This window comes from Bradyrhizobium sp. 170 (genome assembly GCF_023101085.1).
Taxonomy (GTDB): Bacteria; Pseudomonadota; Alphaproteobacteria; order Rhizobiales; family Xanthobacteraceae; genus Bradyrhizobium.
Map to the genome: position 1 here is coordinate 3,496,376 of NZ_CP064703.1, position 13,197 is coordinate 3,509,572.

At 65.2% G+C, this 13,197-nt stretch carries 14 protein-coding genes; 1 reads left to right on the top strand and 13 read right to left on the bottom strand.

The genetic code is table 11. The annotated features are described in order from the left end of the window. Positions 1-75: 75 nt before the first annotated feature. From IVB05_RS16135 to IVB05_RS16155, 5 genes are read right to left on the bottom strand one after another with little or no spacing between them, the layout of a single operon-like run. On the bottom strand, positions 76-720 hold the full coding sequence (locus IVB05_RS16135) for a pyroglutamyl-peptidase I (protein ID WP_247785347.1): 645 nt from the start codon (positions 718-720) through the stop codon (positions 76-78). Then, the gene (meaB, locus tag IVB05_RS16140) at positions 717-1,709 is read right to left on the bottom strand and encodes a methylmalonyl Co-A mutase-associated GTPase MeaB (protein ID WP_247785349.1); all 993 of its coding nucleotides are present in this window, start codon (positions 1,707-1,709) and stop codon (positions 717-719) included. The genes IVB05_RS16135 and meaB overlap by 4 nt, the downstream gene beginning before the upstream one ends. Positions 1,710-1,762: 53 nt before the next feature. Next, on the bottom strand, positions 1,763-3,274 hold the full coding sequence (locus tag IVB05_RS16145) for a tripartite tricarboxylate transporter permease (protein ID WP_247785350.1): 1,512 nt from the start codon (positions 3,272-3,274) through the stop codon (positions 1,763-1,765). A 3-nt stretch (positions 3,275-3,277) separates the two neighbouring features. After that, positions 3,278-3,763 carry a tripartite tricarboxylate transporter TctB family protein gene (locus tag IVB05_RS16150; protein ID WP_247785351.1) on the bottom strand — a complete coding sequence of 162 codons (486 nt, stop codon included), beginning with the start codon at positions 3,761-3,763 and terminating at the stop codon, positions 3,278-3,280. A 44-nt stretch (positions 3,764-3,807) separates the two neighbouring features. Next, complete coding sequence (locus IVB05_RS16155) at positions 3,808-4,803, bottom strand: tripartite tricarboxylate transporter substrate binding protein (RefSeq protein WP_247785352.1); 996 nt, start codon at positions 4,801-4,803, stop codon at positions 3,808-3,810. 219 nt (positions 4,804-5,022) lie between these two features. On the opposite strand from IVB05_RS16155, the gene IVB05_RS16160 reads away from it, so the two are divergent. Then, complete coding sequence (locus IVB05_RS16160) at positions 5,023-5,493, top strand: SRPBCC family protein (RefSeq protein WP_247785353.1); 471 nt, start codon at positions 5,023-5,025, stop codon at positions 5,491-5,493. A gap of 11 nt (positions 5,494-5,504) precedes the next feature. Here IVB05_RS16160 and IVB05_RS16165 read toward each other — a convergent pair whose 3' ends face one another. The 8 genes from IVB05_RS16165 to IVB05_RS16200 form a co-directional block, all read right to left on the bottom strand. Then, complete coding sequence (locus tag IVB05_RS16165) at positions 5,505-6,266, bottom strand: DUF3298 and DUF4163 domain-containing protein (RefSeq protein WP_247786710.1); 762 nt, start codon at positions 6,264-6,266, stop codon at positions 5,505-5,507. Positions 6,267-6,339: 73 nt separating this feature from the next. Then, complete coding sequence (gene scpA, locus IVB05_RS16170) at positions 6,340-8,499, bottom strand: methylmalonyl-CoA mutase (protein ID WP_247785355.1); 2,160 nt, start codon at positions 8,497-8,499, stop codon at positions 6,340-6,342. A 43-nt stretch (positions 8,500-8,542) separates the two neighbouring features. Then, on the bottom strand, positions 8,543-9,007 hold the full coding sequence (locus tag IVB05_RS16175) for a GFA family protein (protein ID WP_247785357.1): 465 nt from the start codon (positions 9,005-9,007) through the stop codon (positions 8,543-8,545). Beyond that, positions 9,004-10,872 (bottom strand): methylmalonyl-CoA mutase subunit beta, encoded by a 1,869-nt coding sequence (locus tag IVB05_RS16180; RefSeq protein WP_247785359.1) that lies wholly within the window; start codon positions 10,870-10,872, stop codon positions 9,004-9,006. Before IVB05_RS16180 ends, IVB05_RS16175 begins: the two co-directional genes overlap by 4 nt. A 93-nt stretch (positions 10,873-10,965) precedes the next feature. Continuing rightward, a complete protein-coding gene (folK, locus tag IVB05_RS16185) occupies positions 10,966-11,457 on the bottom strand; it encodes a 2-amino-4-hydroxy-6-hydroxymethyldihydropteridine diphosphokinase (protein ID WP_247785361.1) in 492 nt (163 codons plus the stop codon). A 1-nt stretch (position 11,458) separates the two neighbouring features. Next, positions 11,459-11,830, bottom strand: a complete 372-nt coding sequence (gene folB / locus IVB05_RS16190; RefSeq protein ID WP_247785363.1) for a dihydroneopterin aldolase — start codon at positions 11,828-11,830, stop codon at positions 11,459-11,461. Further along, the gene (gene folP, locus IVB05_RS16195) at positions 11,827-12,684 is read right to left on the bottom strand and encodes a dihydropteroate synthase (protein ID WP_247785365.1); all 858 of its coding nucleotides are present in this window, start codon (positions 12,682-12,684) and stop codon (positions 11,827-11,829) included. Before folP ends, folB begins: the two co-directional genes overlap by 4 nt. A gap of 73 nt (positions 12,685-12,757) precedes the next feature. After that, positions 12,758-13,165, bottom strand: coding sequence for a DUF4332 domain-containing protein (locus tag IVB05_RS16200; protein WP_247785367.1), 408 nt, complete (start codon positions 13,163-13,165; stop codon positions 12,758-12,760). Positions 13,166-13,197 lie beyond the last annotated feature (32 nt).

Sequence of the window (13,197 nt, forward strand, 5' to 3'; positions counted from 1 at the left end):
CAGCGTGCCCACCAGATGGCTCAGCGGATGAAACTGGTGGGCACGGCGCGAAGAGCGCCTTTGCCCACCCGAAAGTTACACAGCCCTTCGCGCCAGCCGCACCATTTCCAGCAGCATCGCTTCGCCGGCGTCGACCAGCTCTTCCAGCGTGATGCGCGAAAGCCCCTTGCGCCTGAGCGCGCCGCCGCGCGCCAGCGGCGGGATGTGGACGAAGGCGGCGAGGCGGGGGCCGTTGTCGGCATTGACGGTCTCGATCGCGCGCCAGCTCAAATAGTTGCAGAGGTAGCTTCCGGCATCGCGCGAGGCGCGGGCGTCGAGGCCGGTACCCTTGGCCGCACGCAGCAATTTCGCGGTATGCGGGCCGAATCGCTGGGCGTCGGCGCCGTCCGCGATCGACCCCTTGCGGGCGCGGGTTTGCGCGGCATCGGGCCATAACATGGTGACAGCATTGCGGGCGCGGGTTTCGATACGCACAAACTTGGTGCGGCCGGCCAGGCCGAACATCAGCATCGCGTGCGGCTTGTGTTCTGCGAGCGCCAGCGGCAATTCACGGTCGACCGCCTTGTAGGTTACGGGAAAGATATGACTGGATAGCTCGACGTCGGTGAAGGCGGGGCGACGCAACCGCGTCAGCCGCGCCACAAGCGGCTGCGTTGGATTGTAGGGCGCACCGGGAAACGGGCCGAAGCCGGTGACGAGAATGCGAAGTTTTTCGCTCACCGCAGCCACTCCGCGATCTGTTCGGCGGCGACCGCCGGCGTGATGCGGCCGTCGGCGACCTCGGCCTCGGTCTTCTTTACCTTGGCGCGGATCGCGGGATCGGCGCGCAGCCGCGCCATCATCCGCTGCTCCAGCATCGACCACATCCATTTCACCTGCTGCTCGCGCCGCCGGCCTGCGAACTCGCCGGAGGCATTCATGGCAGTGCGATGGTCGAGGATCTTCTGCCACAGCGTGTCCATGCCGGTGCCGGTCAGCGCCGAATAGGTCAGGACCGGCGGATGCCAGTGTTCCGAGCGAGGGCTCAGGATATGCAGCGCGCCGCGATACTCGGCCGCCGCCAGGTTGGCGCGCTTGATATTGTCGCCGTCGGCCTTGTTGATCGCGATCATGTCGGCGAGTTCGACGAGGCCCTTCTTGATGCCCTGCAGTTCGTCGCCGGCGCCGGGCAGCATCAGGGCCAGGAAGAAATCGGTCATGTCGCAGACCGCAGTCTCGGACTGGCCGATGCCGACGGTCTCCACCAGCACCACGTCGAAGCCGGCGGCTTCGCACAGCAGCATCGCCTCGCGGGTTTTTGCGGCGACACCCCCGAGCGTGCCGGACGAAGGCGAGGGCCGGATGAAAGCGGCTTCGGAATTCGCCAGCCGCGCCATCCGCGTCTTGTCGCCGAGGATCGAGCCACCGGTGCGCGCCGAGGACGGGTCCACCGCCAGCACCGCGACCTTGTGGCCGCGTTCGATCAGGAACATGCCGAGCTCGTCGATGGTGGTGGATTTGCCGACCCCCGGCGAGCCGGTGATGCCGACGCGAACCGCCTTGCCGGTGTCCGGCAGCAGCGCTTGCACCAGCTCGCGCGCCGCCGCCTGGTGATCGCCGCGCCGGCTCTCGATCAGCGTGATCGCGCGGGCCAAGGCCGCGCGGTGGCCGGCGCGGAGTTCTTTGGCGAGTTTCCCGACATCGGGGGAGGGATTCTTCGGCAGGGTCATGGCTTGGTTTACAACGCCCGCGCCATGCAGGCGAGGGGGCCCCGCACAGTCCTTCAGCGAGCCGATGTGGCGGGGACGGGTGCCCGTTTGAGCTTCCGCCAGACCCAGACCAGCACCGGCCAGATCAGCGCGCCGATCGCCATGGCGGCCAGGATCGCGGCGATCGGACGCTCGAAGAACGGGAATACGCTGCCGTCGGATTTGATCAGCGAGGTGACGAAGCTCTGCTCGATCATGGTACCCATCACGATGCCGAGCACCATCGCGGCAACCGGATAGCCGTTCTCCTCCATGACATAGCCGATGACGCCGAAGGTCGCGACGATCACGACGCCGAATATGTTGTTGCCGATCGCGAACGAGCCGACCGCGCAGCACAGCATGATGACCGGCATCACGGTGGAACGCGGCGCGCGCAGCACGTAGCTCGCCAGCCGGATCATGATGATCCCCAGCGGGATCATGATGATGTTGGCGATGATGAACATCAGGTAGATCGCATACATGCTCGACGCTTTTTCGGTGAACAGCGTCGGGCCGGGGTTGAGGCCCTTCATGTAGAGCACGCCGATGGCGATCGCCGCGATGGTGTCGCCGGGAATGCCGAACAGTAGCGAGGGCACCCAGCCTGAGGCGATGCTGGCGTTGTTGCTGGCGCCGGCCTCGACCAGGCCCTCGACATGACCGGTGCCGAACTTCTCGGGCTCCTTCGAGAAGCGTTTTGACATGGCGTAGCTGACCCAGGCCGCCATGTCGGCGCCGGCGCCCGGCAGCACGCCGATGATGATGCCGACGATGTTCCCTCGCGTCATCTGCCAGTTGTATTTTTTGGTGAGCTTCCACTGGCCCGCCAGGATGCTTCCGAATTTGCGCCGCGGGATCGGCGGCGGCTCCGGCGTCAGCATCGCGCGCATCACCTGCGCCACGGCGAATACACCCACCAGCGCCGGGATCGGTTCGATGCCGCCGAACAAATTGGTCATGCCGAAGGTGAAGCGTGGCACGCCGCCGGGGTTTTCGATGCCGATGCACGCGACCAAGAGGCCGATGAACATGCTGGCAATCGCCTTCACCGGAGAAGAGCGCGCGACCAGCGTGGCGCACATGAGGCCGAGGAACGCCAGCCAGAAATATTCGAAGGTCGAGAACGACAGCGCGATCTCGGCAAGCGGCGGCGCGAGGATCATCAGCGAGAGCGTGCCCGCGATGCCGCCGACGGCGGAGAACCAGACGCCGGCGCCGAGCGCAAGTTCGGCCTCGCCCTTACGGGTCATCGCATAGGCTTCGTCCGCGTAGGCCGCCGAGGCGGGGGTGCCAGGAATGCGAAGTAACGCGCCGGGGATGTCACCGGCGAAGATCGCCATCGTGGATGCCGCCACGATGGTGGCGATCGCGGCGATCGGCGACAGATAAAACGTGACCGGGACCAGCAGCGCGGTCGCCATCGTGGCCGACAGGCCAGGCAGCGATCCGATCACGAGGCCATAGACCGATGCCGCCAGCATCGCGACGATGACTTCCCAGGTGGTGATGAGTGCGAAGGCTTGCGTCAGGGTATTGAGCATCGATCACCAGGGCATTGGCAAAACGCCGGGCGGCAGCGGCACGCGCAGCAATTTTGAGAAAATCAGGTGGATGCCGATCGGCGCCAGCACGGCGAGCGGCAGCGCAACCTTCCAGCGGGCTCCGAGCGCGGTTGCGGTCACGTACACGATCAGCGTCGCCGTAAGGATGAAGCCGAGCCGGTCGGCGATCGCCACGTAGAACAGCAACAGCGCCGGCGGAAGCAGGGCGCGCAGGCCGTAGAGCTTTCCGGTCGGTGGCTGCGGCTGGCCGCCCTCGACCGGAATAAGGTGTTCTTCTTCTTCGAAGTTGTGGCCGATCCCGAATGCGATCGCGAGCCCGCACAGCGCCAGACCCGAGCCGATCACCAGCGGGAAGACGTTAGGTCCGACCGGCTGGCCAGGGACCGGCGGCAACTGCCATCCGCCATAGGCGGCAGCCGCGCCGAGACCAACGAGAAACAATCCCGTGACGCGATCGGGAAGACGCATGAACGAACCCTATGGTTTCCGGTGAAGGGGACCGCCGGAATGGATCAAGCCTTCGACAAGCCGGCGGCCTTCATCGCCACGCCCATCTGGGCGTCGCCCTTGTCCATGAAGGCAGCGAACTGAGACGCGTCACCCCACACCGTTCCGAAGCCGCGATTGCTCATGAACTCCTTGAACTCCTTGGAGTCGTAAACCTTCTTCAGCGACGCCGTGAGCTTGGTCGCGACATCAGCCGGCAGGCCTTTGGGACCGGCAATGCCGCGCCACGCACCGGTCGAATAGTCGATGCCTATGGCTTCCTTCAACGTCGGCACATCGGGGAATGCAGGATTGCGCGCCGTAGCCATGACGGCGAGGCTGCGCGCCTTGCCGGCCTCGATGATCGCGCGGGCTTCCGGCACCGAGCAGGTGGTGAGGTCGAGGCCGCCGGCCGCGAGATCCTGCATCGCGGGCGCGGCGCCATTCGAGGGCACCCACGCCACGTGGTTCGGCGCAAGCCCCATCGCCTGCATCCAGCCGACCAGCGCTAAGTGCCAGATGCCGCCCTGGCCGGTGCCGGAGGCTTTGAACTTGCCGGCAGGCGCGGCCTTGATGGCGTCGGCGAGCTCTTTCACGGTCTTGTAGGGCGATGCGGAACTGACCTGGATGCCGGGCGGATCCTCGTTCATCAGCGCCAGCGGCGTGTAGCTCTTGGGTGCGAGTTCCGTGAGCCCCTGCCAGTGCATCATCGAGATTTCCACCGTCAGCATGCCGATGGTGTAGCCGTCGGGCTGTGCGGTCGCGATCGCGGAATGGCCGACAACGCCGGAGCCGCCGGTGCGATTGACCACGTTGAACGGCTGTCCGAGGTCCTTCTCCAGCAGCGCCGCCACGATGCGCGCGGTCGCGTCAGTGCCGCCGCCGGCGCCCCACGGCACGATCACGGTCACGGGACGCGCCGGATAAGCCTGCGCCAAAGCCGGCTTGAAACCAAAACCCGCGACGGCCGCGGCAGCAGCGGATGAAGCCGCGAAGGCGCGGCGGGTGATCTTTTTGGACATTGGTAGTCCTCCCTGCGGCATCCGTGAGGCCGGACGCTCTTGTGATGAGACATTCTAGGCGGCTTTGCGTTGTGGTCGCAAGGCATTGGCTCATGAGGAGGATCGTCGCCGGTGGGCATCTCGCCACACCCGGAAATCGGGTGGCGGCGATCGGGCTACCCGAAATAGGTATTCATGTGCGGCCCGGTCATCGGGCCGCGATCGATTGCGGAGAGAACCATGACGACAGCCTATTACAGCACCGTGCTGAACCATCCCCTGGAAACGGTGTGGGACCTGATCCGCGACTTCAACAACTACCCGGTCTATATCGATGGCGTCAGCGAAAGCGTGATCGAGGACGACAAGGGCGGCGACGAAGTCGGCGCGGTCAGGCGCTTCTGCTACCTCGGCAACTGGATCAGGCAGCGGCTCGCCGGCCATTCCGACGAAGCGCACACGCTGACTTATGCGGGCATCGAGCCGTTCCCGTTTCCTGCTGAGCTTGCTTCGGATGCCCCCGCGCCGACGCGCTATCAGGGGACGATGCACCTGCTGCCGGTCATCGAGGGCAACCGGACGTTCATCGAATGGTCGGTCCAGCTCAATACCGAGCCGCAGGACGGTGACCGCTGGCGGACGCTATTCCAGTCCTGGATTCCGGACTGGACGCATTCGCTCGAGCGAGCGCTGGGCCGCCAGGCTGCCTGATGGTGCGGCTGTTATTGCGGGCGGTCTTCGTCGCCCTTCGGTCGCGCGCCGCCGAAAATCCTGGCGCCTTCGGGCGTCAGATACGGCTTCAACGTCTCCCAGGGCACGAAGGCGATATACTCGCCTTCGGCGTAGGAGCCGACCGCGTAAGGGGAGTAGTGAAAGGTCAGGCCGGAGCTCTTGCCTTCCTCGGTCGATGGCGCCAGCGAGACCGGCCCGATCTTGAGCAGCTTTGGTTCGATGGCTTCGATGGCGCTGGCGTCCGTGCCTTCCGCGCCGCGCTTCTTCTTCTCGGCCTCGAGGAAGGCAATGACGCCTTGCCGCATCGCCTTCAGGGTCGGGCCGTTGTCGGCCGTTTCGGTGAAGAACGGGCGGATGCTGATGCGTTTGCCCGCTGACCTGTCCCACAGGATCGTGTCGGACGAGCTGTTGGGGTGCGCGCCGCCCGTATATTCGTAGTCGGCCCTGACGATGCTGACATAGCGGCCATCGACCACCGAGCGCGTCTGGTACTTCCGCTCAAACGACCACGCGTTGCGGAACAAGTCGGGGTCCTGCTTGCGTTCCTTGTCGGCATCGGCGCGGTTTTTCGCGGCCCATGCCTTTCCCTCGGCCAGGCAGTTCGCCGCCAGCGCCGGATCGGCCTTGATCTTCGCGTCGAGGATAACGCTGGCCTCGACCCATTTGGTCTTGATGGAAAAGTCCGGCTTGGGCTCGGCGGCAAATGCTGCGCCAAGCGCCGCACTGCATGCGACTGCCCCCGCAAAACCAATTGTCCTGACGCGTGTGAGGAATGCAATGCCGCGCAAGGGCGATCCTTTGGAAGTAGCTGCGCCCGGCGGAGGACTACTCCGCCGCCTCGCTGCTGTGGCCGAGCCGGGCGTTGAGCTTGCGGATCAGTTCCTCGGCGGCGTCCGAGATCACGGTGCCGGGCGGGAAGATCGCTTCCGCGCCGGCCTGGTACAGCGCGTCATAATCCTGCGGTGGCACCACGCCGCCGATAATGATCATGATGTCCTCGCGGCCGTGCTTCTTCAGCGCGGCCTTCAATTCCGGCACGGCGGTAAGGTGGGCGGCCGCCAGCGACGACACGCCCAGGATATGGACGTCGTTCTCCACCGCCTGCCGCGCCGCCTCGTCGGCGGTGGCGAACAGCGGCCCGATATCGACGTCGAAGCCGACATCGGCAAAGGCCGACGCGATCACCTTCTGGCCGCGGTCGTGGCCGTCCTGGCCGATCTTGGCGACGAGGATGCGGGGGCGGCGGCCCTCGGCAGTCTCGAACGCGTCAATCAGCTCCTGCACCTTCTCAACCCGGTTGGACATGGCGGACGCCTCCCGCTTGTAGACGCCGGTGATGGATTTGATTTCGGCGCGGTGACGCCCGAACACTTTTTCCAACGCGTCCGAAATTTCGCCGACGGTTGCCTTGGCTCGCGCCGCGTCGATCGCCAGCGCCAGCAGATTGCCGTTGCCTTCGCCGGCGCTGCGCGTCAGCGCCGCCAGCGCCTGATCGACTTCCTTCTGGTCGCGTTCGGTGCGCAGCCGCTTCAGCTTGTCGATCTGTAGCCGCCGCACGGTGGAGTTCTCCACCTTGAGCACGTCGATCGCGGCCTCGTTGACCGGCTTATACTTGTTGACGCCGATCACGGCCTGCCGTCCGGCGTCGATCCGCGCCTGCGTCTTGGCGGAGGCTTCCTCGATGCGCAGCTTCGGTACGCCGGCCTCGATCGCTTTGGCCATGCCGCCGAGCGCCTCGACTTCCTGGATGTGTCCCCAGGCCTTCGCCGCGAGATCGCGGGTCAGCCGTTCGACATAATAGGAGCCGCCCCAGGGATCGATGATGCGGTTGGTGCCGCTTTCCTGCTGCAGAAACAATTGCGTGTTGCGCGCGATCCGGGCCGAAAAATCCGTCGGCAGCGCGAGCGCCTCGTCGAGCGCATTGGTGTGCAGCGACTGGGTGTGCCCTTGCGTTGCCGCCATCGCCTCGATGGTGGTGCGCATCACGTTGTTGAAGACGTCCTGCGCGGTCAGCGACCAGCCGGAGGTCTGGCAATGCGTGCGCAGCGACAGCGAGCGCGGGTCCTTCGGGTTGAACTGCGTCAGCAGCTTGGCCCACAAAAGCCGCGCGGCGCGCATCTTGGCGACTTCCATGAAGAAGTTCATGCCGATCGCCCAGAAGAACGACAGCCGCGGCGCGAAACGGTCGACGTCGAGGCCGGCCGCGAGCCCGGCACGCAGATATTCGACGCCGTCGGCCAGCGTATAGGCGAGCTCGAGGTCCTGCGTCGCGCCGGCTTCCTGCATGTGATAGCCGGAAATGGAAATGGAGTTGTACTTCGGCATTCTTTGCGAGGTGTATGCAAAGATGTCGGAGATGATCCGCATCGAAGGAGCGGGCGGATAGATGTAGGTGTTGCGCACCATGAACTCTTTCAGAATGTCGTTCTGAATGGTGCCTGATAATTTCTCCGGCGGAACGCCCTGTTCCTCGGCGGCTGCGACGAACAGCGCGAGGATCGGCAGCACCGCGCCGTTCATGGTCATCGACACGCTCATCTGGTCGAGCGGAATGCCGGCAAACAGCGTGCGCATGTCGTAGATGGAATCGATCGCCACGCCGGCCATGCCGACGTCGCCGGACACGCGGGGATGATCCGAGTCATAGCCGCGGTGGGTGGCGAGGTCGAACGCGACCGAGAGGCCTTTTTGCCCGGCCGCGAGGTTGCGGCGGTAGAACGCGTTGGAATCTTCCGCCGTCGAGAACCCGGCATATTGCCTGATCGTCCAGGGCTGGTTGACGTACATCGTCGGGTAGGGGCCGCGCAGATAGGGCGCGACACCCGGCCAGGTCTCGAGAAAGTCGATGCCTTCGAGATCGGCCTCGCTGTAGCCCGGCTTGACCGGAATGCCCTCGGGCGTCAGCCACGGCTCGGCGCTGCCGGCGGGCTGCGCGGGCGCGATGGCTTCAAAGGCGATATCTGCGAAGTTCGGTATGCGGCTCATGATACCCATTATAGCACATGTGAACGTCGGGGATCGTCACCCCCTAATCATGATCCGGATGCTGGTGGCTGGTGATGGTCGCCATCTTCTCCGGCCCGTAATTCTGCTGCGTGGTCTGGCTCGGCAGATTGGCGATGCCGACCACCCAGCCGAGCCGGGATTCGGTTCCATATTGCCGCGTCGGCACCACCCGGTCGGGGCGGTCGAACGCACCGGTCATGATCTCGATGCGGGGACCGCCTATCAGCCGGTAGGTCAGCGGCGTGCCGCAGGCCGCGCAGAAATCGCGTTCTGCGATGGAAGAGGATTGGAACGTCGCCGGCTTGCCGCGGGTCCAGGTGAAATGCTCGTGCTCGATATCGGCGAGGGACGCAAAGGGCGCCCCTGACGCTTTCTGGCACATCCGGCAATGGCAGATGCTGACCTTGGGTGGCGGCATCGACAGCGCAAAACGAACCGCGCCGCACTGGCACCCGCCGGTCAGGACCGTCTTGTTGTTTTCCGTCATGCTCGCTCCATTCGCCGCCAGGCTTCCTGCAGCATCGCCAGCGCGTCGCCGCCGGCAAAGATGAAATCGCCGACGCCGGCATTGCGTAGCGCGGCCTCCTGTTCGCCGGGCCGTCCTGCCAGATAGATATGCCTGGCGCCGGCCGCTTGAAGGGCCTTTGCAGCAGATAGCGCATGTTCCGCGTAGACCTTGTCGGACGAGCACAGGCAAACAATAGCCGCGCCCGACGCCTTGAACGCGGCGGCGAGCGCCGCCGGGTCGGCAAACCCTTGCGTATCGATCGCCTCGATGCCGCCGGTCTCAAAAAAGCTCTTGGCGAAGGTGGCGCGCGCGGTGAAGTCGGCGGCCGTGCCGAGATTGGCGAGGAAGATCTTTGGCCGGGCGCCAGATGCCTTGAGCTTGTCGTCCGATTTGTCGCGCAGCGCCTCGAACGGTGCGGCCAGCCGCATCGGCGGCAGCGGGTCGAACTTGAACTTCGCTTCGCCATCGGGAGGCAGCACGACCGGCGTCGCATCGAGCACGGTGATCTCAGCCTCATGCAGGTTTGGAAATTCGCTCGCGCCCGTCAGCACGTCCTTCCGCTTGGCGATGTTGGCTTCGCGTGTGGCCCGGGTCGCAGCCACCTTGCGCTGGATCAGGCTTTGTTCGAGCGCCGGGAACATGCCGCCGGCTTTCTCGATCTCCTGGAACAGCGACCATGCGGCTTCGCAGAGCTGCTTCGTCAACGTTTCGATGCCGCCGGAGCCGGCTGCGGGATCGCTTACCTTGGCGAGGTTGGATTCTTCCAACAGCACCAGTTGCGTGTTGCGTGCGGCACGCCGCGCGAACGGATCGGGCAATCCAAGGGCCAGCGTGTGCGGCAAGACGGTGATGGCGTTGGCGCCGCCGAGGCCGGCCGAGAAAGTCGCTATCGTCGCGCGCAGCATGTTCACGTAAGGATCGCGTTGCGTCAGCATTCGCCACGCCGTATCGGCCGCGATGAACAGCGGTTTGGGTGTCAGGCCGCTGGCCTGTTCAATCCGCGCCCACAACAGCCGCAGCGCCCGAAATTTGGCCAGCGTTAAAAACTGGTCGGCGTCGGCGGCAAGCCGCGCATAGACCATGCCTTGCGCATTTTCGAGCGCAATCCCGGCCTGCTCGATCGCGCGCAGATAAGCGACACCGGCGGCCAGCACGTATGCCAGCTCCTGCACTTCCGATCCGCCCGCATCGTGGATCACCCGTCCATCGGCTGCCGCAAGCCGGCCCTTGAAGCCCATCGCTGCGAGGTCTTTGGCGACGCTCGTGACCGCGGTCACGATCTCGGCCCAGTCGTTGGGGCTGGAGCCCGACACCGCCCGGGATCCGAGCGGGTCGAGACCGAAGCTGATATCGCAGGCCGCAGGATCGAGACCTTTGCGCTTGATGTATTCGGCGACGTGAGCCGCGGCCATTCGCGACTGCAGACCGATTTGGAGCTCGATGCCGATGCCGGCGTCGAGATAAATGCCGTCGAGAACTTGGGCTACCGCCTCGGCCGAAGGATCCAATCCAAACCCGTGGGCGCCATTGGCGCCGGCGAACACAAGCGTCAGCCCCGTCGCGCCGTTCTCCAGATCGTGCAGCGCCTGCGCGTTGGCCGCTTTTGCATCGGGATGATCGATCCGCTGCATGATCTGCCAGGGCGCGGCGGCGGCACGGCCGGCGACCGGCGCAGCACCCTGGGCTCGGCGATAGATCGGATCGATCTTCAACCCGTCGGACGTCTTGCTGACCAGTTTCTCGAACGGCGCGCCCTTCAGCACCCCGTCGACCAGCTTGCGCCAGTCCTCGTAGGTCGCCTGCGGAAATTCCGCGGCCAATGTCAGTTCGTCAGTCTTGGTCATCCCGCCCATTATTCCCTGGTCGTCGCTTGATTTGGCCGGAAATTGCCACGGGGCGGCCGCCAAGCCAAACGGTTGTTTTGGGTTCTTTTGGGCTTAATCGAGGTCCGGCAACCGCCGGATACCCTCGGTCGAAAGTTGCGCAAGCGCGTCGGCGACGCGGCGTCCCGCAATGACACGGTCGGGGGCGATTTCGGCCAGCGGCACCAGCACGAAAGCGCGCTCGAAAGCCCGCGGATGCGGCAGCGTCAGTTCGGGCTTGTCGAGCTTGACGTCGTCATAGGCGATCAGGTCGAGGTCGAGGGTGCGCGGACCCCAGCGCGTCTCATGCGCGCGGTCGCGGCCGAACTTCTCTTCGATCTTGTGCAGCGTGAACAGCAGCGCATGCGGATCGAGACTGGTTTCGATCTCGATGCAGGCATTGGTGAAGGGTGCCTGGTCGTCCTCGCCCCAGGGCGGGGTGATGTAGTCGGAGGAACGCGCCAGCAGGGCGGCCTGCGTCATGCCGCAGATATTGGAGATGGCCTTGTTGAATGTCGCGCGGACGTCGCCGACATTGCCGCCGAGCGCGATCAGCACGTCCGCCATGTCAGGGCGATTGCCGCTTGCGCGTCAGCACCACGCCGACATCCTCGAAGATCGCGGCGATCGGCGCATGCGGCTTGTGGACGGTGACCTTGACCGCATCGATGCGCGCAAACGCCGCGAGTATCGCGTCTGCGACGGCGCCGGCGGCTCGCTCCAGGAGCTTGTAATTGGTGTTCTTGAACGCCGCCGTCGCGGTCGTCACCACACTGGCATAGGACACGGTGTCGGACAGGTGATCGGTGCGCGAGGCTTCCGACAGATCGGCGGAAAGTTCGAGGTCGATGACGAAACGCTGCCCGACTTCGGTCTCGTGCTCCATCACGCCGTGGCGGGCATGGATGACGACGCCGGTGATGAAGATCGTATCGCTCATCCCTGTTCCCTGATTGCGGCGGTGACGCGCAGCGCCTGTACGGTCTCGGCGACGTCATGCGCCCGGATGATCCGGGCCCCGTTCTGGGCCGCCAACAAATGCGCGGCAATCGAGCCGCCGAGACGCTGATGCGGCTCCGACGGCGTTACCGCGCTGATGAAACGCTTGCGCGAGGCGCCGACCAACAGTGGAAGTCCGAACGACTGCAACTCGTCGAGCCGCGCCAGCGCGGTCATGCTCTGCTCGGGCGTCTTGCCGAAGCCGATGCCGGGATCGAGGACAATTTTGTCAGGCGAAATTCCGGCCTTCGTAGCGATGTCGAGCGAACGCGCAAAGAAGTCGGCGATATCCTGCATGATGTCGATGGCGGGATCGGCGCTATCGCGGTTATGCATGATGATGACGGGCGCGCCACGCTCGGCGACGAGGCCAGCCATGCCGGAATCGCGCTGCAGGCCCCAGACATCGTTGGCGACGGCGGCGCCCTGGTGGAGCGCCCAGGCGACGACGGCCGATTTCATGCTGTCGATCGACACGGGAATGCCGAGCGCGACGATTTCAGGCAGCACCGGCTGCAGGCGCTTCAATTCCTCTTCCGCCGAGATCGGTGCCGACCCGTAGGGCCGGGTGGATTCCGCGCCGATGTCGATGATGTCGGCGCCCTCGGCGACCATCCGCCGGGCCTGGGCCAGCGCGCGCTCGGGGGCGGCAAATTGTCCGCCGTCCGAGAATGAATCGGGCGTCACATTCAGGACGCCCATCACCGCCGGACAGGGCCTGGACAGCAGCGCAGGCAGCACCGGATGACCGGCCGGACCGGTTGCGGCGGTGGGTCTGGGCTTGGCTGCGATCATGCGGTCGCTTTGCGCGGTCCGCGCCGCCGAGTCAAGGCGTGAGAGCCGCTCCCGCGCGCCGGCCTGACCGGCTTCAGTAGCTGATCTTCGGCGCAAGCTTGCGCGCCTGCTCGATCAGTTGCTCGACCGATCTTTCGGAGGGCAGAACCCGGACCAGTTTGCGCTTGGTATTCACGTCTTTAATGTTCTGGGCGAGCCGCGCCGGATTGCGGAGTGCGAGTTCGCGTACCGTGGTGACGCCGGCCGCGCGCACCAGGCCTACCTTGGCCTTGCCCATCCCGGGAATGCGCATGTAGTCGGAAAAATTGGCCCATTCGAGCAGCTGCTGCTCGCTGATGCCGGTCTTCGCCGCGAGCGCCTTGCGTCCTTTCACCGTGCGGGCGGCCTCCAGCAGCGCCTCGGTGGTGCGAATGCCCAACGATTTCAGTTTCGAGGCTGAGTAGGCGGTCAGGCCTTCGATCTCGGAGAGAGGATAAGTCATGATACTCGATGAATAAAGAATGTGCCCGCGCC

Coding starts and splice junctions, on each gene's coding strand:
- meaB (WP_247785349.1), bottom strand. CDS start 1,709: ATGACCCTGCCGAAGAATCCCTCCCCCGATGTCGGGAAACTCGCCAAA.
- IVB05_RS16145 (WP_247785350.1), bottom strand. CDS start 3,274: ATGCTCAATACCCTGACGCAAGCCTTCGCACTCATCACCACCTGGGAA.
- IVB05_RS16150 (WP_247785351.1), bottom strand. CDS start 3,763: ATGCGTCTTCCCGATCGCGTCACGGGATTGTTTCTCGTTGGTCTCGGC.
- IVB05_RS16155 (WP_247785352.1), bottom strand. CDS start 4,803: ATGTCCAAAAAGATCACCCGCCGCGCCTTCGCGGCTTCATCCGCTGCT.
- IVB05_RS16160 (WP_247785353.1), top strand. CDS start 5,023: ATGACGACAGCCTATTACAGCACCGTGCTGAACCATCCCCTGGAAACG.
- scpA (WP_247785355.1), bottom strand. CDS start 8,499: ATGAGCCGCATACCGAACTTCGCAGATATCGCCTTTGAAGCCATCGCG.
- IVB05_RS16175 (WP_247785357.1), bottom strand. CDS start 9,007: ATGACGGAAAACAACAAGACGGTCCTGACCGGCGGGTGCCAGTGCGGC.
- IVB05_RS16180 (WP_247785359.1), bottom strand. CDS start 10,872: ATGACCAAGACTGACGAACTGACATTGGCCGCGGAATTTCCGCAGGCG.
- folK (WP_247785361.1), bottom strand. CDS start 11,457: ATGGCGGACGTGCTGATCGCGCTCGGCGGCAATGTCGGCGACGTCCGC.
- folB (WP_247785363.1), bottom strand. CDS start 11,830: ATGAGCGATACGATCTTCATCACCGGCGTCGTCATCCATGCCCGCCAC.
- folP (WP_247785365.1), bottom strand. CDS start 12,684: ATGATCGCAGCCAAGCCCAGACCCACCGCCGCAACCGGTCCGGCCGGT.
- IVB05_RS16200 (WP_247785367.1), bottom strand. CDS start 13,165: ATGACTTATCCTCTCTCCGAGATCGAAGGCCTGACCGCCTACTCAGCC.